The 25,347-nt window shown below is 66.5% G+C and carries 23 protein-coding genes and 1 pseudogene; 10 read left to right on the top strand and 14 right to left on the bottom strand.

Features of this window, described 5'->3' with window-relative positions:
• Positions 1 to 14: 14 nt before the first annotated feature.
• The 3 genes and pseudogenes from ABLE93_RS17945 to ABLE93_RS17935 all read right to left on the bottom strand — a co-directional run bounded on the left by ABLE93_RS17945 (position 15) and on the right by ABLE93_RS17935 (position 3,594).
• A complete protein-coding gene (locus tag ABLE93_RS17945) occupies positions 15 to 713 on the bottom strand; it encodes a DJ-1/PfpI family protein (RefSeq protein ID WP_348841227.1) in 699 nt (232 codons plus the stop codon).
• A 438-nt stretch (positions 714 to 1,151) separates the two neighbouring features.
• Complete coding sequence (locus ABLE93_RS17940; RefSeq protein WP_348841226.1) at positions 1,152 to 2,111, bottom strand: CobW family GTP-binding protein; 960 nt, start codon at positions 2,109 to 2,111, stop codon at positions 1,152 to 1,154.
• Positions 2,108 to 3,594, bottom strand: a pseudogene (locus ABLE93_RS17935) (amidohydrolase family protein). The gene ABLE93_RS17940 and the pseudogene ABLE93_RS17935 overlap by 4 nt, the downstream one beginning before the upstream one ends.
• Positions 3,595 to 3,819: 225 nt before the next feature.
• Here ABLE93_RS17935 and ABLE93_RS17930 point away from each other — a divergent pair.
• Both ABLE93_RS17930 and ABLE93_RS17925 read left to right on the top strand, forming a co-directional pair.
• Positions 3,820 to 4,758: a GlxA family transcriptional regulator gene (locus ABLE93_RS17930; RefSeq protein ID WP_348841225.1), complete on the top strand. Its 939-nt coding sequence runs from the start codon at positions 3,820 to 3,822 to the stop codon at positions 4,756 to 4,758.
• Positions 4,759 to 5,365: 607 nt separating this feature from the next.
• Entirely contained in the window at positions 5,366 to 6,280 is a 915-nt protein-coding gene (locus ABLE93_RS17925) for an NAD(P)-dependent oxidoreductase (RefSeq protein ID WP_348841224.1), read from the top strand.
• A gap of 39 nt (positions 6,281 to 6,319) precedes the next feature.
• On the opposite strand, the gene ABLE93_RS17920 is transcribed toward ABLE93_RS17925, so the two are convergent.
• The 8 genes from ABLE93_RS17920 to soxY form a co-directional block, all read right to left on the bottom strand.
• Positions 6,320 to 7,591: an FCSD flavin-binding domain-containing protein gene (locus tag ABLE93_RS17920; protein WP_348841223.1), complete on the bottom strand. Its 1,272-nt coding sequence runs from the start codon at positions 7,589 to 7,591 to the stop codon at positions 6,320 to 6,322.
• A 4-nt stretch (positions 7,592 to 7,595) separates the two neighbouring features.
• Entirely contained in the window at positions 7,596 to 8,114 is a 519-nt protein-coding gene (locus ABLE93_RS17915; protein WP_348841222.1) for a DsrE family protein, read from the bottom strand.
• 96 nt (positions 8,115 to 8,210) lie between these two features.
• Complete coding sequence (locus ABLE93_RS17910) at positions 8,211 to 8,603, bottom strand: c-type cytochrome (protein ID WP_348841221.1); 393 nt, start codon at positions 8,601 to 8,603, stop codon at positions 8,211 to 8,213.
• 83 nt (positions 8,604 to 8,686) lie between these two features.
• Complete coding sequence (locus ABLE93_RS17905) at positions 8,687 to 9,460, bottom strand: c-type cytochrome (RefSeq protein ID WP_348841220.1); 774 nt, start codon at positions 9,458 to 9,460, stop codon at positions 8,687 to 8,689.
• On the bottom strand, positions 9,444 to 10,772 hold the full coding sequence (gene soxC / locus ABLE93_RS17900) for a sulfite dehydrogenase (protein ID WP_348841219.1): 1,329 nt from the start codon (positions 10,770 to 10,772) through the stop codon (positions 9,444 to 9,446). Before soxC ends, ABLE93_RS17905 begins: the two co-directional genes overlap by 17 nt.
• Before the next feature lie 77 nt (positions 10,773 to 10,849).
• Positions 10,850 to 12,544 (bottom strand): thiosulfohydrolase SoxB, encoded by a 1,695-nt coding sequence (gene soxB, locus ABLE93_RS17895; RefSeq protein ID WP_348841218.1) that lies wholly within the window; start codon positions 12,542 to 12,544, stop codon positions 10,850 to 10,852.
• A gap of 99 nt (positions 12,545 to 12,643) precedes the next feature.
• Positions 12,644 to 12,973, bottom strand: a complete 330-nt coding sequence (gene soxZ / locus ABLE93_RS17890) for a thiosulfate oxidation carrier complex protein SoxZ (RefSeq protein ID WP_348841217.1) — start codon at positions 12,971 to 12,973, stop codon at positions 12,644 to 12,646.
• 87 nt (positions 12,974 to 13,060) lie between these two features.
• Complete coding sequence (soxY, locus tag ABLE93_RS17885) at positions 13,061 to 13,534, bottom strand: thiosulfate oxidation carrier protein SoxY (RefSeq protein WP_348841216.1); 474 nt, start codon at positions 13,532 to 13,534, stop codon at positions 13,061 to 13,063.
• A 255-nt stretch (positions 13,535 to 13,789) separates the two neighbouring features.
• Between soxY and soxA the strand changes: the two genes are divergently transcribed.
• Together soxA and soxX are read left to right on the top strand one after the other, a co-directional pair.
• Complete coding sequence (soxA, locus tag ABLE93_RS17880) at positions 13,790 to 14,620, top strand: sulfur oxidation c-type cytochrome SoxA (RefSeq protein WP_348841214.1); 831 nt, start codon at positions 13,790 to 13,792, stop codon at positions 14,618 to 14,620.
• A gap of 14 nt (positions 14,621 to 14,634) precedes the next feature.
• A complete protein-coding gene (gene soxX / locus ABLE93_RS17875; RefSeq protein WP_348841213.1) occupies positions 14,635 to 15,249 on the top strand; it encodes a sulfur oxidation c-type cytochrome SoxX in 615 nt (204 codons plus the stop codon).
• 42 nt (positions 15,250 to 15,291) lie between these two features.
• On the opposite strand, the gene ABLE93_RS17870 is transcribed toward soxX, so the two are convergent.
• Positions 15,292 to 15,858: a SoxW family protein gene (locus tag ABLE93_RS17870; RefSeq protein WP_348841211.1), complete on the bottom strand. Its 567-nt coding sequence runs from the start codon at positions 15,856 to 15,858 to the stop codon at positions 15,292 to 15,294.
• 12 nt (positions 15,859 to 15,870) lie between these two features.
• Entirely contained in the window at positions 15,871 to 16,599 is a 729-nt protein-coding gene (locus tag ABLE93_RS17865; protein ID WP_348841210.1) for a cytochrome c biogenesis CcdA family protein, read from the bottom strand.
• A gap of 118 nt (positions 16,600 to 16,717) precedes the next feature.
• On the opposite strand from ABLE93_RS17865, the gene ABLE93_RS17860 reads away from it, so the two are divergent.
• The 6 genes from ABLE93_RS17860 (at position 16,718) to ABLE93_RS17835 (ending at position 23,646) form a co-directional block, all read left to right on the top strand.
• A complete protein-coding gene (locus ABLE93_RS17860; RefSeq protein ID WP_348841209.1) occupies positions 16,718 to 17,101 on the top strand; it encodes a thioredoxin fold domain-containing protein in 384 nt (127 codons plus the stop codon).
• A 33-nt stretch (positions 17,102 to 17,134) separates the two neighbouring features.
• Complete coding sequence (locus ABLE93_RS17855; protein WP_348841208.1) at positions 17,135 to 17,506, top strand: ArsR/SmtB family transcription factor; 372 nt, start codon at positions 17,135 to 17,137, stop codon at positions 17,504 to 17,506.
• Positions 17,507 to 17,586: 80 nt separating this feature from the next.
• Entirely contained in the window at positions 17,587 to 18,693 is a 1,107-nt protein-coding gene (locus tag ABLE93_RS17850; RefSeq protein WP_348841207.1) for a YeeE/YedE family protein, read from the top strand.
• 332 nt (positions 18,694 to 19,025) lie between these two features.
• Positions 19,026 to 19,229: a YgaP family membrane protein gene (locus tag ABLE93_RS17845; RefSeq protein ID WP_348841206.1), complete on the top strand. Its 204-nt coding sequence runs from the start codon at positions 19,026 to 19,028 to the stop codon at positions 19,227 to 19,229.
• Positions 19,230 to 19,282: 53 nt separating this feature from the next.
• Positions 19,283 to 20,314, top strand: coding sequence for an efflux RND transporter periplasmic adaptor subunit (locus ABLE93_RS17840; protein WP_348841204.1), 1,032 nt, complete (start codon positions 19,283 to 19,285; stop codon positions 20,312 to 20,314).
• Between the two features lie 86 nt (positions 20,315 to 20,400).
• Positions 20,401 to 23,646: an efflux RND transporter permease subunit gene (locus ABLE93_RS17835; protein WP_348841203.1), complete on the top strand. Its 3,246-nt coding sequence runs from the start codon at positions 20,401 to 20,403 to the stop codon at positions 23,644 to 23,646.
• Between the two features lie 1,075 nt (positions 23,647 to 24,721).
• On the opposite strand, the gene ABLE93_RS17830 is transcribed toward ABLE93_RS17835, so the two are convergent.
• Entirely contained in the window at positions 24,722 to 25,141 is a 420-nt protein-coding gene (locus ABLE93_RS17830; protein ID WP_348841202.1) for a DoxX family protein, read from the bottom strand.
• Between the last annotated feature and the right edge of the window lie 206 nt (positions 25,142 to 25,347).

Here is a 25,347-nt window from a genome sequence, read left to right as displayed (position 1 = left end):
CGCGATGCGCCAGCCTATCCCGCGTGCTGGGCGAGCCGCGCCACCGCCTCGTTCACCGCGTCCCGGCGCCGCGCCTGTCCGGGGGCCATCTTCTCGCGCATGAGGGCGAGAACCTCGGCCGGGGCCGTATCCGGCGAGCCCGAGGTGAACGGCGGGGCCGGATTGTATTCCATCCGAAGCTGCACCATCTCCGCCGTCCGCCGATCGATCAGCAGGGAGACCAGCGTCAGCGCGAAATCGATGCCGGCGGTGATGCCGCCGCCGGTGATGCGGTTGCGGTCGATGCACACCCGCTCCTCCGACAGCGTCGCGCCGAACGGGGCGAGCGCGTCCCTCGCGCTCCAGTGCGTCGCCGCCCGATATCCCTGCAGCAGTCCGGCCGCGCCGAGCACCACGGAACCGGTGCAGACGGACGTGACGTACTTCGCGCCGGCCGCCTGCCTGCGCAGGAAGTCCAGAACCTCCTCATCGTTGAGGAGCGCGTCAGTCCCGTAGCCGCCCGGGACGCAGATCACGTCCAGCTGGGGACAATCGGCGAACGTGCAGGTCGGCGTCAGCGTCAGGACGGAATCGCTCGGCACCGGCTCGATGCGCTTCCAGACCAGATGCACGTCGGTGTTGGGCGCGCTGGAAAACACCTGGAGCGGGCCTGTCAGGTCCAGCTGCGTGACCTGAGGAAAGACGAGTAATCCAATCTGAATCGAGGCTGTCAAGAAGATCTCCCGTGTCTTCAGGACAGAAAGAATGGCACCGATAAGCAATGTCGGAAATGCCTAATTTCCCTCACAATCTGCCAAAATCGGCCCATTTCGCACGATGGGGCAGCGTATTTTACCGTGGATTCGAAGAGCATGGCGGACAGTGAGCAGCCAGACGGGCGGCCTGTGCCGCTGCCTTCGGGATCGATGCGTCGGGCGAGTAACACCCAGATGCTGGCTGGTGATGTGCGCTCCAGCGACCCAGAACAACTGTCCGACAACGGAGCTTGAAGGTCGGAATGGCCTCGATGGCGAGCCGATTACGATTATTATTTGGGCGATTGCATCTCAACAGGGCATCGTGCCGTGCCCGCCCGTCAGCGCCTCACGCGCGGCCGGTCACGGATGCCGCATTCCACACGCTGCTGTCGGCTGCTGTCGCGCCAACCATCATCATTCACTGGGGACCGCTGCGGTTGGAGGCGCCATCACCGCCGCGTCCAGGAGCTTCGTCGCTATGCCGCGGTCCAGGCGCCCGGTTTCGGCGATCAGGACCAGGCGGTTCATGGGGCCGTCGCCCACCCCGTCGGGGGCGGGCGAGATCGTGACGCGAGACCCCGCAAGCTGGAACACCACAGCCTGATCCGGCCGGTGATCGAAGGTCACGAAGCCCTTGGCGCGGAGGAGAAACGACGAGAGCTCCTCCACGGCCCGCTGGAAGCGCGGGAGTGACAGGGGCGAGCGCGCCGTCCAGCTCATCGCCTCGAAGCGCTCGGCCGCCGGGTCGGCGCGCAGCCATCCGTCGATCGCCGGCGCGTGATGGCCCTGAGAAAAGAGCAGGGGCGCGGGGACCGCGCCGTCGATGGCGTCGAACGTACGCTTCCCGGCATGCCGGCTGGCGACGCCCGCGTGCACGTCCTCGAGCTCGGAAGGCGCCACCAGGTCGGCCTTCGCGACGATGACGAAGTCCGCCGCCCGCAGTTGCGATCGCCAGAGCGGATCGTCGAGGAGCGCCGGCCTGTCGGCAACCTGGCGCGCATCGACGACGCACACCACGGTGTCGAGCGGGGTGGCTGCGAACACGACCGGGTCGAGCAGAGATCTGACGATCGCGGCCGGGTCGGCGGCGCCGCTCGTCTCGATGATGATCGCATCGGGGCATGGCCGCCGGCGTGTCAGCCTCATCAGGGTGCGCAGCAGATCGCCTCCCAGCGTGCAGCAGATGCAGCCGTTCTTGAGGCTGGCAATTCCGTCCGCCGACGGCGCGAGGAGCGCGGCGTCCACGTCGATCGCGCCGAAATCGTTGACGATCGCCGCGATCCGCCGGCCATCCGGGTTGCGCAGAAGGTGGTTGACCAGCGTGGTCTTGCCGGCACCGAGCGCGCCCGCCACCAGCAGGACGGGCACCGTCATTGCGCCACCGGCCGCCGGACCGGCCGGCCCGGCCGCGCATCGCGGATCAATTCCCCGTTCGCGATAACCGGCACCCCCCCGACCAGCAGGTGGCGCACACCGTCCGACGGGCGGTTCGGATTGCGGAAGTCGGCCCTGTCCGCCAGCGCATCGAGATCGAAGCACACGATGTCGGCATCGCAGCCCACCTGGATGCGGGCCTTGCGGCGCATGGCGGGCGTGCTCTCTTGCAGCAGCCCGGCCGGGATCAGCGTGCATTTGCGCACGCCCTCCAACAGGGACATGGTCTGCCGATCCCGCACCCATCTGCTCAGGAAGCGCGTGAACGTCCCGCTGGACCGCGGATGGGAGATGACGTCTTCCGGCAGCGGCCAGTGGTCGCCGAGATAGGTCGAGCCGTCGGGAAGCAGCCAGGAAACGGCATCGGACGCAATGGCGCCGCCCGGATACAGCACGGAAACGTCGAGGAGGTCCCGGTGGCGCGCGTTCACCGCGACGTCGAGGAAGTGCCAGAGCACGAGCGCTCCGGGATCCTGCGCCTGGGCGTCGACAAGGTCGTCGCGGTCCACATAGCGGTGCCCCGAGGTCAGATGTTCGATCGTGTCGTAGCCCCCGCCCGTGCGTTCGGGAAACGCGGGATCGCCGAAGAAGGTGGCGCCGATAACCGTCGAACCGGTCCCGTAGGGATAGGCCTCCACCGTACCCTGAGACCCTGGGCCTGGGCCTTGGCGACGAGCTCGGCCGCGCGCTCCACGTCCTGGAGGCTCGTCGAGTTGAAGTGGCAGATATGCATGTGGGCGCCTGTCGAGCCCGCAAGTCCGATCAGCCGTGTGTAGGCGTCGATGGAGCTTTGGGGATCGACATTGGACATGTAGGCGATATGCGTGAAGGTGGGCACGCCGATGCCGGCTGCGAGACTGCAAAGCTCCGAGATCTCCTTGACGCCAGCGCCCGGCGCATAGGCATTCGGGAAGCCGATGCCGAGACCGCCCTGGTCGAGCCCGGTGCGCACGCGCTCCACGATATCGGCCATCTCGGCCGGGGTCGCGACCTCCACCGTCCAGCGACTGTCCGCCATGGCCCGCCCCATGCCGGCGAGGGTCGATTCGGTCTGTTGCGCGGTCATGGCTGCGATGCGGGTGAAGATCCAGCCCGTGGACGCGCCGTAGTTCAGGACGCGACCCGCCTGAGCCTGCTCGTCGTACCACCGTGCCACCGGCCACACGCCGACCTCGAGTTCCAACGTCGTCGTTACGCCGTCGAAGGCCTGCATCCGGTCGGCGGGGACGCTTTGCCCGTGCGCGTGCAGGTCGATGAAGCCGGGCGCGACCACGAGGCCATGGGCGTCAATGGCGTGCGTCGCCGGCCCCAGATCGCGCCCCACCGCCGCGATGCGGCCGTCCCGGAGCGCCACGTCGGCGATGCCGTCGTGGCCCGTCTCGGGATCGAGCACCCTGCCGCCGATGAGGACAATGTCATGCATGCGGGGCTCAGTTCGCTTCGACCGGGGACGCTCTCATCCGCGAAAGAGAACGCCGCCCGACAGCACGGACATCCGTGTCCCGACGGCCGTCACGCGACCACGCGACCACTTCAATCGGGAATGCGTTCGGCCGCGGCATCGCTTGCTCATGAGGTTGACCAAAACAGTCTGCCATGAGTAATTCAATGGAAAAATGCCGTTGTTCCCTCGATTTCGGACATCTCGATGATTGGCATCTTCGTCTTTCCCGATTTCCAGATCCTGGACGTGGCCGGACCCATCTCGGTTTTCGAGATTGCCAAGCGCTACGCGGCGAAGGTGCCTGAGATGCAAGTGGTCGCCCTGGCTGAACAGCCGGTGCGCAGTTCGTCGGGCGCGGCGATGTTCGCCAGCGACATTCACGCGTGCCCTCCCATCTCCACGCTCATCGTGGCGGGCGGAGAGGGGGTTCAGCAGGCGTTTGCCTCGCCGGAGACCTTGGCCTGTTTGCGCAGCGTCGCGGCAGGCGGCGCGCGCATCGCGAGCGTCTGCAGCGGCGCTTACATCCTCGCCGCCGCCGGGCTGCTGGACGGCCGCCGCGCCACCACCCACTGGTCGCACACCCGCGATTTCATATCGCGCTTTCCCAAGGTCAAATTCGAGCCGGACAAGATCTTCACCCGCGATGGCCGCATCTGGACGTCCGCCGGCATTTCCGCCGGCATCGACCTTGCTCTCGCGATGGTCGCCGACGATCAGGGCGATGACGTCGCCCGCCAAACCGCGCGCCAGCTCGTGCTCTATCAGCGCCGCAGCGGCGGGCAGTCACAGTTCTCATCTCTCCTGGAGCTGAAGGCGCCCAACGGCCGCTTTGCGGCGCTCCTGTCGTGGGTGCGCGAGCATCTCGATGCGTCGCTCACCGTGGAGCAGCTTGCGGACCGCGTCGGCATGAGCTCGCGCCATTTTGCGCGGGCGTTTGCGGCAGAGACTGGGACGACGCCGTCCAAGGCGATCGAGCGGCTGCGGCTCGAGGTGGCGCGCGAACGGGTCGAGTTTTCCAGCGAGACGATCGACGTCGTCGCTCAGACCGCAGGCTTTGGCGACGCCGAGCGGATGCGACGTGCGTTCATCCGAGCTTTCGGCCAGCCCCCGCAGGCCATCCGCCGCTCCAGCCGTGCAGGCTGAGACCGGGCGGGCGCGCGTCGGCTTGGCCAGGCAGGATCGGCACGGATGCCTGCTGATTCGTGGGATGCGGGCCGGGGAGACAGACGGAGGCGCAGCGATGGGGCCGATCCCTGTCATGCGCGGGCGGCAGGAATCGGAGGGAGCAGACCCGGGCGACGCGCGGCGCTCCCTGCTGAGGCTGAAGCCATCCATATCCGTGTCCCGGACCCATTTATGCCGTCACCGCTATTTCCGATATCCCAACGCGTCATTCAGAAGCAAAATGCCATCGACGACTGACGTCGACTTGGATGATACAAGTGGTATCCTGAGAATGACGGCGACCAGTCCTCAAGCACGCGGACAAGACGGCCGTCGGCCAGTTGCTCCTGCACCTGGTTTCCATGACGAAGCCGAGCCCCAGGCCCGCCTCCGCCCGTGGATTCCACAATGCGCCGGCGAGAGCGAAACGCCGACGCTCTAACATCAACCGAAAGTCGGCTTTCCCCTCTCCGCGCGCTCGGTCCCGTTCGCTCACCCCGACGGCCATTTCTGGTGGCGAGGACCTCCATCCTTCCCTACCTTTCGGCGTGTCTATTTTGATCCAATTGGATTCCGGGAGCCTCGCATGCGGGCCGTTTTCGTCGATGCCAGCCCGACCCTCGCGGCCGTCATGGAGCGCCTCCACCGCGCGGACGACCCGCCCATGGCCGTGCACCGCGACCCGAACGTCACGCCGGAGGATCTCCCCGCGATCCTTGGCGATGCGCAGATCGCCGTGATCGACCACACCGCCTTGCCCACCGAAATCGCACGTCGATGTGCCGGGCTGCGGCATGTGGTGTTCCTCGGCACCGGCGCCCGCAGCTACATGGACCCCGAGGCGCTGGCGGCCCATGGCATCGGCGTCCACACCATCAAGGGCTACGGCGATACGGCGGTCGCCGAGTGCGCCTTTGCCCTGATGTGGGCCGCGGCCAAGGGGCTCGCCGGGATGGATCGGGGCATGCGTGCGGGTCGCTGGCTGCGGACCGACGGTGTCCAGCTCACGGGCAAGACGCTCGGCCTCATCGGCTTCGGCGGAATCGGGGCGGAGATGGCCCGCCTTGCGCTCGGAGCCGGCATGCGGGTGATCGCCTGGAACCGGTCGCCCAGGGACTATCCGAACGTGACGTTCGTTTCTCTGGAAGAGCTGCTGGCCGAAAGCCACGCTGTCTCCATGCACCTGCTGCTGAACGACGAGACGCGCGGATTTCTTTCCGCAGATCGAATCGCCGCTCTGCAGCCGGGCGTTATCGTGGTGAACACGGCCCGCGGTGCGCTGGTCGACGAGGCGGCCCTCGTCGCTGCGCTGAAAAGCGGACACGTGGGCCATGCGGGGCTGGACGTCTTCGTCACCGAGCCCTTGCCGGCGGACCATCCATTCACCACCCTCGACAACGTGACGCTCTCAGCCCATTCGGCTTTCCGCACGCCCGAGGCCAGCGACAATCTCATCGAGGCGGCGTTGGTCCACTGCCGCCGCATCAGCGGGCAGGACTGAAGACGCCAACGCGAGCAGCTCCGACCGGGCCTGCCGCTATCAGTCAAACATATTGGCGACCATGGTTTGGTACCAGGCGCGCGCCTCCTGCTGCTGCCGCAGACGCAGCGCCGGCGGCTCGCCGCTCTGGGAGACGGCGCCTTCCACCTCGCGGATGCGCCCCTCCACCGGACGGTAGAGCCCGCTCACCCTCACGGCGTCGTCCGCTGCGATAAGGCTCCAACAGGTGCTGGCATAACTCACCGATGGGACAGCCTCACCGAACAGGCCGGCGAGCAGCGCCCGCGCTGCCACCTGCGCCTGGCTCCCCGCGGCGAACGCGGATTTGGGGATCTCGCCCCCGATGGCGGCATCGCCGATGACGAAGACAGCGGGGTCCAGCGCCGACGCCATGGAGGCAGCATCTACCGGGCACCAGCCCGAGGCATCGGCCAGCCCCGCGCCACGTGCGATGGCGCCCGCTTTCTGCGCCGGGATGACATTCACCAGCGCCGCCTCTTTATAGGTTTCGAAGCCGGTGACGACGGTCCCCGTCGCCGGGTCCACCGAGACGAGGCCGTTGGAAATGTCCGGCGCCATCCATTCCACCATGCCGGGATAGTGGCCCTCCCAGCCCTCCTGGAAGAGGCCCTGCATGGAGAATTTCGGCTTCGGGTCCACGATGACGATGCGCGCCCCGCCGCGCCCCGTGGTCTTCAGGCGGTGGGCCATCATGGACGCGCGTTCATAGGGCGCCGGAGGGCAGCGGAAGGGGTTGGGCGGGGCGATGATGACGATGAGGCCGCCGTCCGGCACCAAGTCCAGCCGCTCCTTGATGAGGCGCAACTGGGCGCCGCCCTTCCAGGCGTGGGGCATCACCGTCTCGGCGGCGCGGCTCCAGCCGGGCACGCTGTCATAGTCGAGATCGATGCCGGGCGAGAGAATGAGCCGGTCGTAGGGAAGGCGCCCGCCATCGGCGAGCCGCACCTCGCGCCGCTCCCGGTCGATGGCGTCGGCCCTCTGCGGCACGACGCGCACGCCGGCCCGCGCGAGGCCTTGATAGCCGAATTCCAGCGCGGCGAAGTCGATGAATCCGCCGAGCCAGAGATTGGAGTGAAACACCGCGACGTACCGCGGCTCCGGCTCCACCAGCGTGACCTCCACGCGGCCGTCGCGCAGGAGTGCGCGGGCGGCATTCGCCCCGCCGGCGCCGCCGCCCACGATCACCACGCGCGGCCTTGCCTGCGCCGCGACGTGCGGCGCGCAGAGCAGCGCCGCCGCGAGCGCCGAACCGCCCAGCAGCGCCCGCCGCGAGACGTCGCCGCGTGTCATGGCTTCAGCCGACCTTCAGGTAGCCGAACCCCTTGCCCTGCAATGCGCCGGCGGTGGCGATGCCGGAGGGTACGAAGGCGATGAAGGCCTCATCGCGCGCCTTCTCCTTGGGCACATGGTTGCGCTCGAAGGTGTAGGCGCACAGGTAGACCTTGAGCCCGTTCTTGGCGAGGGCGGCGATCTTCTCGGCCAAGGTGGGATCGAGGGTTTCCTTCTCCCACATGGTGCCGTTGAGGTTGTCGAGGAAGAATTTGATGCCGCCCGCGTGGGCCACCATCACGATCTGCAGCGCGAAGGGATCGGCGCCGTAGGAGGCGTAGTGGTTGTTGATGTTGTTCAGCGTCTGGGCGAAGCGGGCATGGTCGCCATAGTCCACGTGATAGACGCAGGCCGTGTCCGCTTCCTTCTTGATGTCGGCGGGCTGGAGCGACTGCACTGCGGCTCCGGCGGAGGTGGCCGCGATCGGCGCGGCACCCGCAAGGGCCATGGTGCCGAGGAAGGCCCGGCGGTCGAACTGGGGCATGGTTTCCTCCCGTCATCGGCGTCTGGCGCGCCGTGTGTTTCGACTGTGCCACCCGCCGGCCCCGCTCCGCAACGGCGGGCCGGACCGGCGGGCCGGCTACTTGGAGCCGTCGGCCTTGAACTGGGCGAGGAAGGCGATGAGGTCCTTGCGCTCGTCCTCGCTCCTGATGCCGGCGAAGGCCATCTTGCCCTTGGGGGCGAGCACCTTCGGGTTGGTGAGATAGCCATCAAGGGTTGCCTCGTCCCAGACTTTGCCGGCGGCGGCGCCGTCCTTGATGTCCTGGGAATAGGCATAGCCCTCGAAATGTGCCCACTTGGCACCGACGATGCCATTTAGCGGCGGCCCGACCTTCGCCTTCGCGTCGGGGCCTATGGCATGGCAGGCCATGCATTTCTTGAACGATGTCTCGCCCTTGGCGATGTCCGGCTCTGCCTGCGCCGGGGCAGCGGCGACGCCGAGCAGGAGGGCGATCAACAGGGGGCTTCGCACGGTCCTCGTCCTTCTCGTTGGATGGGCTGTGTGGTGTCCCGGACGCAGCGGCCGGAACCCGTCCTTAAGTCACGCTGGACGGCTCACTCCAGATTGCCCTTGGGCGGATCGCCGTCCGGCGTCACGTTGAGGATCTGCGCGCGGGCGGTGACATGGACCTCGCCGCTGCAATCCTTCATGCAAGGGTTCTTCTTCCAGAAGGCCTTCTCCGAGGTCTCCCGGTCGTCGTCGTAGAAATTGGCCGCGTTGGGCAGGTCCACCTTGGGAAAATTCTCTTTTGAGAGCACGTAATCCTCGGGCACCAAATCATTGAGGTTCAGGAGATACGCGACGATGGCGTAGGTCTCGTCCGGCGTAAGCGACATGTTGCTGCCGAAGGGCATGGCCCGGTGCACATAGTCGTAGACCGTGGAGGCATAGGGCCAGAAGGAGCCGATGGTCTTCTCCGGCCGCTCCGACTTCAGCGTGCCACGCCCCCCGGCGAGCACCGGCCATCGGCCCGCGCCCTCGCCGAACTCACCATGGCAGGTGGCGCAGTTCTGCAGGAACAGCTCCTCGCCTTCCTTCACCGATCCCTTGCCGGGGGGCAGGCCCTCGCCGTCGGCGCGCACGTCGATGTTCCAGGCGGCAATCTCCTCCGGCAGTGCGGGACGGCCGAGGGCGATGGTCTTGGCAGCGGCCGGAGACGTCGCGGCGGGCGCCGCCACGTTCACCGCCTGCCGGGCCTTGTCGGCCTTGTCCTTCTCCGCCTTCGCCGCGGGCTTTCCGGGCTGGGGATCGGCCGCAGCCATGCCGGAGATGGCCAAAGCGCCGGCGAGAAGGACGGCGGCGAGGAGGGTCTCAGCCGACTTCCACATTTTCCGTCTCCCCGTTGGAGCGCACCAGCCAGGTCTGGATGCCGTTGTTGTGATAGATCGAGTTGGTGCCGCGCACGGCGCGCAATTCCTGTTTGGTCGGCTGCACATAGCCGGTGTCGTCCATGGCGCGGGACTGAACCATCAGCTCCTGCCCGGCCCAGTCGAAATCGAGATAGAAGCGCGTCATGGACATGGGCATGGCCGGCCCGTCGATCCGCGCCGTGGCCCAGTTGCGGCCGCCGTCCAGCGACACGTCCACCCGCGTGACGGTGCCGCGCCCCGACCAGGCGATGCCGGACAGGACATTGGGTCCCTTGTGCTTCAGGGGCGCCTGCGGGCTCGGGTTCGTCACCACAGATTTCGCGTCCATCACGAAGGTGAAGCGGCGCGAGCGGCCGTCGGCGAGGAGGTCGGTGTATTTCGAGGTTTCCTCGCGCTGCTGCCAGGGCTGGTCGCCCACCTTGAGGCGGCGCAGCCACTTGACCCACATGTTGCCTTCCCAGCCCGGCACCACGAGCCGCACCGGATAGCCCTGCTCGGGCCGCAGCGCCTCGCCGTTCATGGCGAAGGCGACGAGACAGTCGTTCATGGCCTTTTCCAGCGGGATGGAGCGGGTCATCACCGCCGCGTCGGCCCCCTCGGCGAGCACCCATTTGCCCTTGGGATTGACGCCCGCCATGTCCAGCAGCGTCTTCAGCGGCACGCCGGTGTAGAAGAGATTGTGGATCATGCCGTGGGTGAACTGGCAGCCGTTGAGCTGCGCGCCGCGCCACTCCATGCCGGAATTCGCCGCGCATTCGAGGAAATAGGCGCGGTTCACCCGGCCGGGCATGCGCTTGAGGTCTTCCAGTGTTAACACGAGGGGCTTGTCCACGAGGCCATGGATCATCAGCCGGTACTTGTCCGGCTCGATCTCCGCCTGCCCGCCGTGGTGGCGCACGAAGCATAGGCCGTTCGGCGTGATGACGCTGTCGAGGGCGTAGAGCGGCGTGAAGCTGACCGAGCTCTGGGAGCTGGCGGTGAGCCATGTCACCTCCCGGCGCACCACGTCCTTTTCGAAGACGGAGGGCTTGCCATAGGGGTTCTCGTTCACCGGCGCGCCGAGGGTCTTGGTCCAGTCGGGCACCGGCACGATGTTGGGATCGGGCGTGCCCGCGGGGGGAGCGGCAATGGCAGCTCCGCCTCCGGCGACGGCGGCGCCCGCGCCTATACCCGCAAGGTTGAGGAAGCGCCTCCGGGAAAGCGACGACTTCGACAGCGACGGTGTCAAGCCGGTCACGCGCTCCGTCGGGGGCAGACTGGTGTCGGACATGGCGTCCTCCCTGATATTCTCTTATTCGTAGCTTTGAATATTTAGATTGGAATCGTGCGGCGGGGTGGCCGTGCGCCTCATGCGCCCGTCACCTTCACCGAGGCGTTGGGGGCGATCTTCACGGACTTCGTGTCGGTCACGTAGCGCTCCACCAACTCCCACACCGGCGGGCCTTCCACATTCTGGGCAATGGAGGCCCAGCCGGCGACCGTATAGGCCTTGTCCGCCTCCAGCGGCTTTCCGGTCTTGAGGAAGGTGAGGTCGGAGATACGCTGTCCGGTGCCCTTGGACACGTCGATGGCGTAGCCCACCCCGCCGACGCGCACCATGTCGCCGCCACCCTGGAAGTAGGGATCGGGATGGAAGATGTTGTCGGCCACGTCCTCCAGCACGTCCTTCAGCTGCCGGCCGGTCATGGTGTTGCGGTAGCAGGCCGGATAGGTGATGGCGGTGGCATTGGCGACGGCATCGAAGGTGATGGGATCGCCCGGCAAGAGCGTGCCGCCCCAGCGGAAGCCGGGGGAGAGGGCGATCTCCGCGTCGCGCTCCTTCATGATCGCATCGCAGATCATGTCGTCGAACGTGCCGTTGAAATTGCCCCGGCGGTAGAGAAGGCTGTCGGCGCGGCCCAGCTCGCGGGCGAGATCCTTGGCGTAGGGCGCGCGGATGTCCGTCACGAGCTTCGCCATCTCCGGGTCCGGGGTGATGACGTCTGAGAACACCGGGATGAGCTGGAAGCGATAGCCGGTGACCTTCCTGTCCTTCACGTCGAGATCGAGGCGGGACACGAACTTGCCGTGGGAGCCGGTAGCCACCAGCAGGGTCTTGCCCACCTCCACCACGCGCGGCATGGCATCGTGGGTGTGGGCGGTGAGGATCACGTCGATGCCCGACACGCGGGACGCCATCTTGCGGTCCACGTCGAAGCCGTTGTGGGAGAGCACCACCACCGCATCGGCGCCACCGGCGCGGGCGGCGTCCACCTGCTTCTGCATCTCCTCCTCGCGGATGCCGAACTCCCAGTCCGGGATCATCCAGCGCGGATTGGCGATGGGGGTGCGCGGGAAGGCCTGGCCGATCACCGCCACCTTGGCGCCGCCCTTCTCGAAGGTCTTCGCCGCCTCGAACACCGGCTCCTGCCATTCGGCGGAACGCACGTTCTGGGCGAGGAAGGCGAAGGGCGCCTTCTCCTTGATCTCGGTGACGCGGTCGGCGCCGTAGGTGAACTCCCAGTGGCCCACCATGGCATCCGTGCCGAGGGCGGAGAACACCTTCACCATGTCCTCGCCCTGCGTCTTCAGCGAGGACCAGGAGCCCTGCAGCCCGTCACCGCCGTCAAGCAGCAGCACCTTGTCGGCCCCGCGCTCGGCGCGGATGGCCTTCACGAGGGTGGCGATGCGGTCCACCCCGCCCATGCGGCCGTAGGTGCGGGCGAGCTGGGTGAAGTCTTCCGAGGTGAGGGAATAGGCGTCGCGCGTGCCGGCCTTCAGGCCGAAATACTTCAGGAAAGCTGCATCGGTCAGGTGCGGCGGCACGCCCCGCGCATCGCCCACGCCGAGATTGGTGGAGGGCTCGCGGAAATAGAGCGGCACCAGCTGGGCGTGGATGTCGGTGACGTGCAGGATGGTGAAGGTGCCGGCATTGCCGAACTTCAAGAGGTCCGCCTGGCTCAGCGCCTGCGCACCCACCGCCTGCGCCAGCCCCGTGCCGGAAGCGGCGAAGAGGCCGGCGAGGGCCGTTCCGGCGGACAGAAAATCTCGCCTTGAGATCATGAGGGCCACGCTTTCTCAGGTCATGGCTGGAGCGCCCACCGGAGCGAACGATCCGGCGACACGTCCACCCGACAACGGAACAATGCGAGAGAGGTCGCCTCAGGCGACGGTGAGCTTCGCGGTGGCTTTCTGCTCAGTGCCGCCGTCATCCTTCCAGGTGAAGGTGAACTCGCCGCTTTCCTTCGCCTTGAAGAAGAAGGACTGGTAAGGGTTCGCCGAAATCGACGTGAACCACTCCGCCGTGAAAAAAGGCTTGCCGTTGAAGGCGGCCTGAAAGGTGTTGATGATGTCGCGCGGCACGGGTTTGCCGGCGGCATCCTTGCGCTGGCCGCTTTCCATCTCGTGCGAAATCAGGGTCTTGATTTCGACGATCTCGCCCGCCTTGGCCTGGGCAGGCACGCGCACGCGCGGCTGGGACTTGATGGCCATGGGTTTCCTCCGGTTTCTCTTCAGCGGCCCTCTGGCGCGCGCCTGTTCTGTTCTTCTGTGTCTTTAGGCAACGATGCGTCTGTCGTATCAGCCGCCGCAGCCGCCTATGGTGACCTTCACCTGCACCTTGGCCGAATAGAGCTGTCCACTGGACATCTCCGCCACGGCGATGACGTTCTGCGTCTGCGCAAGGCGCATGCGGGTGGAGGCGGACGCCTTTCCGCTCTCCCGGGTGAAGCGATAGGTCACCACCTGCGGCAGCGGATTTCCGTCGGCGAAGACGTGGACGGACTTCACGAAGTCCGCCTCGGTCATCGGGCTTTCCACGTCGATGTTGATGGGCACCACGAGGCCGTTCTCGGCGATCTCGGGCATGTCGAGCTTGATCTTGCCCTCGCCCATGGTCTTGCCGGCGAACAGCTTCTTCATTTCGTCCGCCACCTGCGCCTCGGTGGCGAGCGCCATGCGCGGCGCCAGGACGGCGGCGAATGCGGCGAGGCCGGCGAGCTTCAGCGCGCGGCGTCGCGTAGGGGCAAGTGTGGCGTCGAGATGCGTCAGCATACGTTTCCTCCTGGCACGACCGACGCGTGAGCACCGGCTTTTGGCGTTGTTCTTCTTGGATTTCATCCCGGTGAAGGCAAACGTCGCCGGGGATCAATTTCACATATTGTGATATCGAATTTTTTGAATGTAAAGTAGCTCCTATCCGCCGATCGCATCCATCTATGAGGGATGGAGCGTCGCAAGTGGATCGCCGCGGCTCAGGGGCTTCACCCAGAAGGCCCCACGCTGCGGACGTATTGCTGGGGAGGATACATGCGACCCAAAGCCACGTTTCTCACATGCCTGTGCGCCCTCGCTTTGGCGCTCTCGCCCCTCGTCACGGCCCGCGCGCAGGACGACGCGAGCGAGAAGGAGATCGAGCGCTATCGCGCCATGATCAACGACCCGATGGCCAATCCCGGCTATCTCGCCGTCGACCGCGGCGAGGCGATCTGGGCCGAGCCGCGCGGCACCAAGAACGTCTCTCTTGAGACCTGTGACCTCGGCCAGGGGCCGGGCAAGCTGGAAGGCGCCTACGCCGCTCTGCCGCGCTATTTCGCGGACGCCGGGAAGGTGATGGACCTCGAGCAACGCCTTTTGTGGTGCATGGACAAGATCCAGGGCGTGGACATCAAGCCCATCATGGCCAAGCCCTTCTCCGGCCCCGGCCGCGGCTCGGACATGGAGGATCTCGTCGCCTTCATCGCCAACAAGTCGAACGGCATGAAGATCGACATCCCGCTTGCCCATGCCAAGGAGAAGGAGGCCTATGGCATCGGCGAGGCGCTGTTCTACCGGCGCTCGTCCATCAACGACTTCTCCTGCTCCACCTGCCACGGCGATCCCGGCAAGCGCATCCGGCTCCAGGGCCTGCCGCAGCTCGACAAGCCGGGCAAGGACGCCCAGCTCACCATGGCCTCCTGGCCCACCTACCGCGTCTCCCAGAGTTCGCTCCGGACCATGCAGCACCGGCTGTGGGACTGCTATCGGCAGATGCGGATGCCTCCGCCCGATTATGCGTCCGAAGCCGTCACGGCGCTCACCGTCTTCCTGCAGGCGCAGGCGGCCGGGGGCGAGCTGAACGTGCCGTCCATCAAGCGCTGAGCGGAGGAAGAGCCATGAAGAGAATCATCATCGCCGCGGCGCTTCTTCTCCCTGAGGTCGCTTTCGCGCAGCAGATCCCCCCTGCCCCGCCCGCCGTGGTGGACAAGGTGGTGAAGGAGAGCTTCACCAAGCTCCCGGACGGCTGGGCCGCGCGGCTCGTGCCCGACGAGACCATGGAAATCTGCTCGGTCACGCGCAACCAGCCCTCCGCGGCGCAGGCCGACGCGATCATGGCCCGCGAGGCCAAGACGGTGAAATACCCGCAGGGCAGCATGCTGGGGGACTGGAAGAAAGGCGCCGCGGTGGCGCAAAACGGCCGCGGCGGCCAGTTCTCCGATCCACCCGGCACCGTGAGCGGCGGCAATTGCTATGCCTGCCACCAGATGGACCCGAAGGAAGTCAGCTACGGCACCCTCGGCCCCAGCCTCGTCAATTACGGCGCGGAGCGCAAATTCTCCGCCGAGGATGCGAAAGCCGCATATGCCAAGGTCTACAACGCGCAGGCAGTGTTCGCCTGCTCGCCCATGCCGCGCTTCGGGCACAACGGCGTGCTCAGTGAGGAGCAGATGAAGGACGTGGTGGCCTATCTGTTCGATCCCAACTCGCCGGTGAACAAGCCGGCCAAGTGATGGGAGAGGCGGGGGCGCTCCAGCGTCCCCGCCATTTTGTTTTCAGCCCTTGCCCTGCCTGCCGAGCCACGCATCGAACGGCTCTTTCTCATAGGCACCTTCCGCCACATAGCGGAACATCGCCGAGAATTCCGGCCGCGGCAGCAGGCCCGGCATGCGCGCCACCTCCTTGGGCTTTCCATCCACCTCCGCGAAGAACTGAAAGGTGGGCGTCGCGCGGATGCGCTCGCGCTGGCCGAGGGCCTTCTCGGTGAGCTTCGCACCGTCGAGGAAGGTCACTTCCCGCGCGCCGAACAGGTCCAGATGCACGATATCGAACGCCTCCCGGATGGGCGTCTCGATGGCCGGATCGGCGAAATAGGCGGTGTGCAGCTCCTTGCAATAGATGCAGCCGCGCTGGCTCCACTGGAGCGCGAATCCCCGCCCCTTCCCGCGCGCGGCGGCGAAATCCTCGGACAGGTCGAGGAAGCTGTCCACATACCAATCTTCAGTATAGAGCCCGTCATCGCCGAGCCGCGCCTTGGCCTGCGCGCCGGCGGGAACGAGCGCGGCCGCGAGGCCGGCGGAGGCCTTCAAGAGGCGCCGGCGGCTGAGCGTGGGGTGTGCCATGGGTGGTCCTCCCTATCCGATGCGGCCGAGGCCGGGCGCGGCGTCGAGCAGCCATTGGGCGATCTGCGGCATGAAGCCGGTCATGAAGGCGATGCCGGTCAGGATGAGCAGCCCGCCCGCGATCTTCTCCACCAGGCCGAGCCGGCTGCGCGCCGCTCGCGTCCAGACAAGGAATCGCTCGGTGAAAGCCGCGGCGATGAGGAAGGGAATGCCGATGCCGGCGGCGTAGATGCCCAGCAGGAGCATCCCCCGGCCCACCGATGCCTCGGCCCCGGCGACGAGCAGGATCGCCGCCAGAACCGGCCCCACGCAGGGCGACCAGCCGAAGCCGAAGGCGAGCCCCACCACATAGGGCCCGATGAGCCCCGCCGGCCGCGCCATAGGTTCCAGCCGCGCCTGCCGATAGAGGAGCGGAATGCGCACCAGCCCGGTCAGGTGCAGCCCGAACACCACCAGCAGTCCGCCCGAAACGAGCGTCAGCGCTTCGATGTGCTGCATCAGCACCTGTCCGAGTGAGGAGGCGGTGGCGCCGAGCAGCACGAAGACCGAGGCGAAGCCCAGCACGAACAGGACGGCGGCGCCGAGAACGCGGCGCCGGGCCGGCGGCGCTCCCTGCCCGCCTTCCGCCGCCGTTCCGGCGAGGAACCCGATATAGGCCGGCACCAGCGGCAGCACGCAGGGCGAGGCGAACGAGAGCAGGCCGGCAAGGAAAGCCCCTGCGAGGCTGACATCCAGAGACATGATCCTCCCCGAGCATTGCAGACACCGCGTCGATTGAGATGCGCGGATTGGAGCTTGCCCAACATATATGCGAATGCGATAATATGTCTTGTAAAATCCACGTCGGGATTGTGAATTCATGCGCCCTGCAGCGTGCCTGATGCTCGCGACCGGTCTGCTCGCAGCAAGTCTTGGGGGTGTTCTCGCGCCTGTCGTCGCCTCGGCGCGCGAACTGCTGATGTTCGAGCGCAAAGGCTGCGCCTATTGCATGAAGTTCGACCACGACGTGGCGCCCATCTATGAAAAGACCGACGAAGGGCGCCGCGCGCCGCTGCGGCGCGTGGACCTGTCCCAGGGCGCGCCGGGCGACGTGACGCTGGCCACGCCTGTCCGCTTCACGCCCACATTCGTGCTTGTGGACGAGGGGCGCGAAGTCGGACGCATAACGGGCTATGCTTCGGACGAAGCGTTCTGGGGGCTGCTTGGCTCGCTGACGAGCGCGATGGCGGATGAGCGGCCCTGAGGCCGCGGCGTGGGGATCGGGGAAGGCGGGCAGATGTCGATCGTTTCCAGGAAACTCGAGGATGAGCTGCGGGAGGGGCCCGAGATATCGCCCGAGCTCGACCGCCTCATGCGCAACGCCCGCAAGGCGAGCGACTTCCTCAAGGCGCTCTCCCACGAGAACCGCCTCCTGCTGCTATGCCTCCTGGCCGAGGGAGAACGCTCGGTGACGGAGCTGGAGAACATCCTCTCGCTCCGCCAGCCCACCGTCTCCCAGCAGCTGGCGCGCCTGCGTCTCGACGATCTCGTCACCACGCGTCGCGACGGCAAGACCATCTATTACAGCCTCGCCAATGACGATGTGCGCCGGGTCATCTCGGTGATCTACGACATGTACTGCGGGACCCCGAGTTCGGACCAAAAGTAGGTACAAGAAGACAAAGCGCCGGGCCGGCACCAGGACGCTCGACAAGTCCTGATCCGGCCATCTCAGGGAGGAAGGCGCGTATGGACGTTGCAAGCCCTTGGTGGACCGCGCTCGCCGGTCTCGCCGTGGGCGGGGTGATCGGCTTCGCCGTGTTCCGCGCCCGCCTGTGCACCTTCGGCGCCCTTGAGGACGCGATGGTGGGCCACGACTGGCGCCGCATGAAGGTGTTCGCCCTTGCGCTGGGCGTCGCCGTCCTCGGCACCCAGGCCCTCGTGCTCGCAGGCATCCTGACCCCGGACCGCACCAATTACGTGACCACCGCGCTGCCGTGGCTCGGCATTCTCGTCGGCGGCCTGCTGTTTGGCCTCGGCATGGCTCTGGTGGGCACCTGCGCCTTCGGCTCCCTGGTGCGCCTCGGCTCGGGCGACCTGCGCAGCCTTGTCGTGCTGCTGGTGTTCGGCGCGGTCGCCTACGCGACGTTGCGCGGCATCTTCGCCGGGCTTCGGGTCGACGGACTGGAGCGCATTGCCGTTCTGCTGCCGACCGGGACGTCGAGCGATTTGCCCTCCATCGTCGGGCGCATCACCGGCCATGATTCCAGAGCTTTCCTCGCCCTCGTGGCGGGCAGCGCGCTGGTGGCGCCAGCCTTCGCCGATCGCAGGCTGCGCCGCGCAGGCCGGCTGATGACCGCCGGGCTGCTGCTGGGCCTCGGCGTCGTCGCCGGTTGGCTCGCCACCATCTGGCTGGTGGATGAGTTCGCCCACCCGACCGCGCCGCAGAGCCTCACCTTCGTCTCGCCGGTGGCGCGCGCCCTGTTCGGCCTGCTGTTCGAGCCGTGGGGCCTCGCCGAATTCGGCGCCGGCAGCGTCTTCGGCGTTGCCCTCGGTGCTTTCGCAGCCTCCCGCCATGCGGACGAGTTCCGCTGGGAGGCCTTCGACGACCCGCGTGAGATGAAGCGTCACCTGCTCGGCGCGGTATTGATGGGCTCCGGCGGGATTCTTTGCGGGGGCTGCACCATCGGGCAGGGACTGACGGCCGGCTCCCTGTTCGCATTGTCATGGCCCCTTGCCGTGATCGGAATGGCCATCGGAGCGCGGCTCGGCATCGCCCTGCTCATGGAGGGCTCGCTCACGGGCCTTGTGCGCCAGTCCGTGGCGGGGCGTTTCGGTTTCCACAACAAGCCCTGAACCCCTGGCGGGGAAGCAGGCGGATGCGCACACGCCGCCCGCAGGGCGGGTGAGCCGGCGCTCCTAGCGCGCACGGCCCGTGTTTCCGCCACGAGCGGCCCCGCTGCGGATTGAACAGCGAACGCTTCAGACCGCCAGCTTCTCCGCGGGCCGGTATCGCGCCCAAAACATTCACTATCTTGAAATTCATAATTTTGAATGTTATCTGCACGCCGGGATCGGCGTCTGGCCAAGCCGCAGATCCCGCCAGGTTCCAAGGGATCGCGACGCCCAATGGTATCCATATCGGCGATTCCTATGGAGACGCACCCAAACAGGCACGGGAGAAAATCATGTCAGTCGATCGGATGGTGATGATGTTCGCCGGCACGATGGTGCTTCTGTCTCTGCTTCTGAGTATATATGCCTCACCTTATTGGCTGTGGCTCACAGCCTTCGTGGGGGCGAACCTCATCCAGGCCTCGCTTACCGGAGTCTGCCCGGCGGCGATGATCCTGAAGAAGCTCGGCTTCAAGCCCGGCCTCGCGTTCGACTGACCCACCCACCCGAGGCGCCGCTGCACGGTGCCTCCCGGCCGAAAGAGATCGACATGGCCTCCAGGACGCGCCTCGCCGGCGTGAGCACCGCCTGTTTTGTCCTGTGCACGCTCGCTGCTCCCGCCGGGGCAGGCGAATTCATCGTGCGCAGCCAGACCGTGCCGGAGATGAAGGCCGTGTTCGCCGAGGTGGCAAGCCATCAGGTGGTTCCCGCCCGCGCCCGCATCGGAGGCACCATCCGCGACGTCACAGTCACGGAGGGCTCGCAGGTGAAGGAGGGCGAAATCATCGCCCTCGTGGTGGACGACAAGCTGGCACTGGAACTGAACTCCGCCGACGCCAAGATCCGCGAGCTGGGTTCCCAGCTCACGAATGCCGGGACCGAGCTGGATCGCGCACAGCAGCTCCTCGCCCGCGGCGTGGCGAGCCAGAGCCGGGTGGACACCGCCAGGACCCAGTACGACGTGGCCATGAACCAGGTGAAGGCGGCGGAGGCGGACAAGTCGGTGATCGCCCAGAGGGCACGAGAGGGTGCCGTGCTCGCTCCCGCCACCGGGCGCGTGCTCACGGTGCCGGTGACCGCCGGCGCCGTGGTGCTGGCCGGCGACGAGGTCGCCCGGATCGCAAGCGGCCAATATTATCTGCGCCTCTCCCTGCCCGAGCGGCATGCCGCCGAGATCAAGGAGGGCGCCACCGTCCTCATCGGCCAGCGCGGTATCAGCGCGAAGGCGGCCGGCGACATGAAAACCGCGCGTCCGGGGCAGGTGGTGAAGGTCTATCCGGAAATCTCCTCCGGGCGGGTGACGGCCGATGTGGATGTGTCCGGGCTCGGCGACTATTTCGTCAACGAACGCACGCTGGTCTTCATCCCCGTGGCGAGGCGGGAGGTGCTCGCCGTGCCGCCCGAGGCTGTCACGACCCGGCACGGCATCGACTATGTGCGCGTGGCAGGCGCCTCCGGCTCGCAGGAGGTCGCAGTGATCCTGGGGGAGACTTTCCCGGACAGCGCAGGGCCGCGCATCGAGATTCTCACCGGCCTCAGGGACGGCGACAAGATCCTCCTACCAGAGGCGGCCCGAAAGTGAACGACACCCCCGCTTCCGCCGCCGGCAATCGGCCAGGGCCCGAACGCGCTGACGCGCCCGGCGGGGCTTCGCACGAAGCCACTCAGGTGAAGCTGGGCATCGCTGGCGCGCTCACCCGCGCCTTCATTGGCTCGCCCCTCACGCCGCTCCTCCTCGTCGCTGCCTTGGCCTTCGGCCTCATCGCGCTCATCACCCTCCCGCGCGAGGAAGAGCCGCAGATCTCCGTGCCCATGGTGGACATCCGTGTCTCCGCCAACGGACTGAAGGCCGAGGATGCGGTGAAGCTCGTCACCGAGCCCCTTGAGACCATCGTCAAGAGCATCGACGGGGTGGAACACACCTATTCCACCACCGCGGACGACGGCGTGCTGGTGACCGCCCGCTTCCTGGTGGGCACGAATCCCGATGCGGCGATCCTGCGCGTCCACGAGAAGGTGCGGGCCAATTTCGACCGGATGCCCGTGGGCATTTCCGAGCCCCTGATTGTCGGGCGATCCATCGACGACGTGGCGATCCTGGTCGTCACACTCACGCCTTCGCCGGACGCTCCGTCCCGCTGGGACGCCAACGGTCTCACCCGCCTTGGGCGCGAGCTGCAGGTAGAGGTGGCCAAGCTTCCCGACGTGGGCCTCACCTATATCGTGGGCGAACAGCCGGAACAGATCCGCGTGGAGCCGGACCCGGAGCAGCTCTCCCTCTACGGCATCACGCTCCAACAGCTGTCCGCCAAGATCGAGGGGGCGAACCGCTCCTTCCAGACGGGCATGGTGCGCGAGAGGGGCGAGCAGCGCTACCTGGTAGCCGGCCAGACGCTCCAGACCCCGCCGGAAATCGGCAACCTGCTCCTCACCGCCCGCGACGGGCGGCCGGTCTATGTGCGCGACGTGGCCAAGATCACCATTGCCACCGACGTCAACGAGACCCGCGTCACGGACATCCTCCGGGATGACGGCGGCGGGCTGATGCGCCTGCCCGCCGTCTCGCTGGCCATCGCCAAGCGCCCGGGCACCAATGCGGTGGTGATCGCCGAGGAGATCCAGCGGCGCCTCAATGACGCGCGCGGACAGATCTTCCCCGAAGGGATCGAGATGCGCATCACCCGCAACTACGGGGAGAGCGCCAACGAGAAGGCCAACGAACTCCTGTTTCATCTCGGGCTTGCCACCCTCTCCATCGTGGCACTGGTGGGATTCGCCATCGGCTGGCGTGAGGCGGTGGTGGTGGCCCTGGTTATCCCCACCACCATCCTTCTCACCCTCTTCGCCTCCCGCCTCATGGGCTACACGCTCAACCGGGTGAGCCTGTTCGCCCTCATCTTCTCCATCGGCATCCTGGTGGACGATGCCATCGTCGTCATCGAGAACATCGCCCGCCACTGGGCCATGAAGGATGGGCGCCCGCGGGGCGCAGCGGCCATCGCGGCAGTGGCCGAGGTGGGCAATCCCACCATCGTGGCCACGCTCACCGTGGTGGCGGCGCTGCTGCCCATGCTGTTCGTCTCGGGCATGATGGGCCCCTATATGAGCCCGATCCCCGCCAATGCCTCGGCGGCCATGGTGTTCTCCTTCTTCGTGGCGGTGATCCTCACCCCCTGGCTCATGATGAAGGTGAGCAGCCGCGCCGCGTCCCATGGCAGACAAGATGGCGGACAAGACGGTGCCCACGCGGACGCCCATGGCGGCTGGCTTGGACGCATCTATCGGCGCGTTGCCTCACCCATCCTGCACAGCCGGACGCGCTCCCTGATTTTTCTCCTGTTGGTTGGCGTGGCAACCCTCGCCTCCCTGGGGCTGATCTATACCCGGCACGTCACCGTGAAGCTCCTGCCCTTCGACAACAAGACCGAGCTCAACGTGATGGTGGACCTGCCTGCCGGTGCCTCCGTGGAGGAGACCAACCGACTGCTGCAGGAAATGGTGGAGGCGCTTGCCCCCATTCCGGAGGCGCTGTCGTTCGAGACCTATTCGGGTACGGGCGCGCCCTTCAATTTCAACGGCTTGGTGAGACACTATTATCTGCGTGACGCTCCGCGCCAGGGCGAGATCCAGGTGAACCTCAAGCCGAAAAGCGCGCGCGCGCGGGAGAGCCACGCCATCGCCCTCGATATCCGCCAGCGGCTGGCGCGGGTGAAGGCTCCGCCGCGCACCACGGTGAAGGTGGTGGAGCCGCCGCCCGGCCCGCCCGTGCTGGCGACGCTCCTCGCCGAGATCTACGGCCCCGATCCGGACACTCGCCGCGCCGTGGCCCGCAAAGTGCGGGAGGCCTTCGAGAGCGTGCCCTTCATCGTCGATGTGGACGACAGCTTCGGCACCACCTCCACCCGCGTGCGCCTGGGCATCGACCAGGACAATCTCGAATTCTACCAGGTGGAGCAGGGCGACGTTTACGACACCATCCGCACCCTGAACTCCGGCTCGACGGTGGGCTATTCCCATCGCGGCAGCGGGCGCGCGCCCATCCCCATCGTGCTGGCCCTGTCCAAGAGCGACAAGGTGGTGAACGAGCGCCTGCTTTCCACGCCGGTGCCGGCCAATGCGCTGCCCGGCAACAAGAGCGTGGTGGAACTGGGCGACGTGGTGAGCGTGACCCGAGAGCCGTCCTCCTATCCCATCTTCCGCCACAACGGCCGCGCCGCCGAGATGGTTACCGCCGACCTCGCCGGGGCCTTCGAGGCGCCCATCTACGGCATGCTGGCGGTGAACGAGGCGATAGAGAAAGGCGACTGGAGCAATATTCCCAAGCCTGAAATCACGCTGCACGGCCAGCCCACCGACGAGACAAGGCCCACCTTGCTCTGGGACGGCGAGTGGGCCGTGACCTTCGACACCTTCCGCGACATGGGGGCGGCCTTCGGCGTCGCCATCCTCGGCATCTACATCCTGGTGGTCGCGCAGTTCGGCTCGTTCAAGCTGCCTCTGGTGATCCTGACGCCGATCCCGCTCACGCTCATCGGCATCATGCTGGGGCACTGGGCCTTCGGGGCGCCCTTCACGGCCACCTCCATGATCGGCTTTATCGCGCTCGCCGGCATCATCGTGCGCAACTCCATCCTGCTGGTGGACTTCATCCGTCACGCCCGCATGGGGGGCGGCGCCGAGCGCCCGCTGGTGGACGTGCTCCTGGAGGCGGGCGCCATCCGGTTCAAGCCGATCCTGCTCACAGCGGTGGCCGCCATGATCGGTGCAGCGGTGATCCTCAGCGATCCCATCTTCCAGGGGCTCGCGATCTCCCTGCTCTTCGGCCTCCTCTCCTCCACTGCGCTCACGGTGCTGGTGATCCCGGCCATCTATGTGGTGCTGCGGGGGGACAAGGAGGCGGCACCCATCCCCTGACGGCAGCAACCGGTGGCCGCAGGAGATGCCGCCTATTCGCTCATCGCCGTCATCGGCAAGCCGGACGCGGTGTCGCTCCGCCTCAAATCCCGCTTCCGATCCGCCGGTGCACGACAACCCGGTGCGCGACAGCTCGTGCGGACTGCGCACCCCCGACGGAAAGAGATTCAGGCGGAAGGAAGCGACAAAATCCGGCGCCGGCTGCCAATGCCTGACCGCAACCAGGAAAGCTATAGTGTCCTTTGGGAAATTGGCGCGCTGCGCCGGGCGACGATGATAACTATGTCTACGCTATAGCCCACTAACGCGCTCCTTTTACGAAATCGAGGCTCTCGCTGCCGATAAGGCTGTCGCTCGGTGATGATCGAACCCTTAGGTCTCCGAATGGACCTCCGTCGCACGGTATTCCCATCCAACCGACCCTATGCGCAGACCTTCCGCATCATCGACCGCTGAGCGATAGATGCTGTCTTGCACGACGACCCAGTCTCCATCCGTGTCCAGGCCGCCGCAGTGCTGCTTGTCTTTCTTGGAGAAGGGTACGGGAGTCTCTTCCTCCGTCAGGCTGCGCGCGGTCGCCCCGTGGCAAAACAAGATGGAGATCAGGCTGGGCCGGTAGCTTGGGGGCTCTGCCCCCTGGCCCGGCGCAAGGGATCGCTGGCGCTCGACCGGGACGGTCTCCCCAGCCTTCAGCCCGAAGCTGTTGCAGGTCTATCGCGACGGCGAACTGACCTCCGCCACCCACTGCCGCTACGCCAGACCAACGCTCCGCGGCAGTGGAGACAATGCCCCAGACAGAGGTCAACATTCGGTGCCGATAGGGGGTCAGGTCTCCCCGCCGATTGACCTTCCTGGCTTTTCGAAGAAGGGCTCGGGACCGGCCGGCTCCGGCGCGGACTCCGGGGTACGAGGCGCCTCCGGTCCCAATTCATATGCTCTACGTCGCGAACCGGCTTCGTCCCCGTCGTGCGATAGCCTTCATGGACTTTATCGCCGATGCCTTCAGCAGGATGGAGGCGCTGAATACGGCGTCGCAGGCAAGAGGGGTTCATTCCATGTTCGCGCGAGGCGCGCGTCAGGTGGCGGCCGCGGTGCGTGAGGAATTGACCCGCCGTTGGTCGAGGCTGAGTGCGCCGGCCCCGAAGTGAACGATCTGCAGCAGACCGCCGGCCAGCATGATGTTCTTGAGGAAATGGATCATCGTGTTCTGGTCGGCGAAGTCGTGGTGGAAGAACGCGGCCGTCACCAGGCACCAGACGGCGAGTACGGCCGCTGCGGCGCGCGCCCGGAAGCCGATGATCAGAAGAAGTCCAACACCGATTTCCACGACAAGCGCAATGAGCCAGCCGAGAGGCGCAAAAGGAAGTCCCACCGCGCTAATCATTGCCGTCGTTGCGGCGTAGGCTGAGATTTTTGTGAGGCCGCTCATCACGAAGATCCCGCCGATCAACAGCCGGCCGATAAAGGGGAGGTATGTTGTGCTTTGATTGCTCATTTTTCTGAGGTCCGTGTGCTGGGAGCTTCTCGACGAGAGGTCGGAAGCATCGACTTTCCACGGTCAAGGTAGTGGGCGGTGACGTTGCCCCTCATGTCTAATCCAGCTTGAAGTTCGTTCTGGCCCGACTTGAGGACCAGGACATGAAGCGCAGCCGTTTTTCAGAAGAGATGGGGTATTCGGTCCTGATCTCTTGAGCCGTTTGC

Source organism: Xanthobacter pollutisoli (genome assembly GCF_040044995.1).
In the GTDB taxonomy this organism is placed as follows: Bacteria; Pseudomonadota; Alphaproteobacteria; order Rhizobiales; family Xanthobacteraceae; genus Xanthobacter.
The sequence above is the reverse complement of the archived record's forward strand: the minus strand, read 5'-3'. Positions and strand labels throughout refer to the sequence as shown.

Bases quoted from the DNA above. Each gene is read 5' to 3' on its own strand.
- ABLE93_RS17940 (WP_348841226.1), bottom strand. From the start codon at position 2,111: ATGACGGTGCCCGTCCTGCTGGTGGCGGGCGCGCTCGGTGCCGGCAAG.
- ABLE93_RS17930 (WP_348841225.1), top strand. From the start codon at position 3,820: ATGATTGGCATCTTCGTCTTTCCCGATTTCCAGATCCTGGACGTGGCC.
- ABLE93_RS17925 (WP_348841224.1), top strand. From the start codon at position 5,366: ATGCGGGCCGTTTTCGTCGATGCCAGCCCGACCCTCGCGGCCGTCATG.
- ABLE93_RS17920 (WP_348841223.1), bottom strand. From the start codon at position 7,591: ATGACACGCGGCGACGTCTCGCGGCGGGCGCTGCTGGGCGGTTCGGCG.
- ABLE93_RS17915 (WP_348841222.1), bottom strand. From the start codon at position 8,114: ATGCCCCAGTTCGACCGCCGGGCCTTCCTCGGCACCATGGCCCTTGCG.
- ABLE93_RS17905 (WP_348841220.1), bottom strand. From the start codon at position 9,460: ATGTGGAAGTCGGCTGAGACCCTCCTCGCCGCCGTCCTTCTCGCCGGC.
- soxC (WP_348841219.1), bottom strand. From the start codon at position 10,772: ATGTCCGACACCAGTCTGCCCCCGACGGAGCGCGTGACCGGCTTGACA.
- soxB (WP_348841218.1), bottom strand. From the start codon at position 12,544: ATGATCTCAAGGCGAGATTTTCTGTCCGCCGGAACGGCCCTCGCCGGC.
- soxZ (WP_348841217.1), bottom strand. From the start codon at position 12,973: ATGGCCATCAAGTCCCAGCCGCGCGTGCGCGTGCCTGCCCAGGCCAAG.
- soxY (WP_348841216.1), bottom strand. From the start codon at position 13,534: ATGCTGACGCATCTCGACGCCACACTTGCCCCTACGCGACGCCGCGCG.
- soxA (WP_348841214.1), top strand. From the start codon at position 13,790: ATGCGACCCAAAGCCACGTTTCTCACATGCCTGTGCGCCCTCGCTTTG.
- soxX (WP_348841213.1), top strand. From the start codon at position 14,635: ATGAAGAGAATCATCATCGCCGCGGCGCTTCTTCTCCCTGAGGTCGCT.
- ABLE93_RS17870 (WP_348841211.1), bottom strand. From the start codon at position 15,858: ATGGCACACCCCACGCTCAGCCGCCGGCGCCTCTTGAAGGCCTCCGCC.
- ABLE93_RS17865 (WP_348841210.1), bottom strand. From the start codon at position 16,599: ATGTCTCTGGATGTCAGCCTCGCAGGGGCTTTCCTTGCCGGCCTGCTC.
- ABLE93_RS17860 (WP_348841209.1), top strand. From the start codon at position 16,718: ATGCGCCCTGCAGCGTGCCTGATGCTCGCGACCGGTCTGCTCGCAGCA.
- ABLE93_RS17855 (WP_348841208.1), top strand. From the start codon at position 17,135: ATGTCGATCGTTTCCAGGAAACTCGAGGATGAGCTGCGGGAGGGGCCC.
- ABLE93_RS17850 (WP_348841207.1), top strand. From the start codon at position 17,587: ATGGACGTTGCAAGCCCTTGGTGGACCGCGCTCGCCGGTCTCGCCGTG.
- ABLE93_RS17845 (WP_348841206.1), top strand. From the start codon at position 19,026: ATGTCAGTCGATCGGATGGTGATGATGTTCGCCGGCACGATGGTGCTT.
- ABLE93_RS17840 (WP_348841204.1), top strand. From the start codon at position 19,283: ATGGCCTCCAGGACGCGCCTCGCCGGCGTGAGCACCGCCTGTTTTGTC.
- ABLE93_RS17830 (WP_348841202.1), bottom strand. From the start codon at position 25,141: ATGAGCAATCAAAGCACAACATACCTCCCCTTTATCGGCCGGCTGTTG.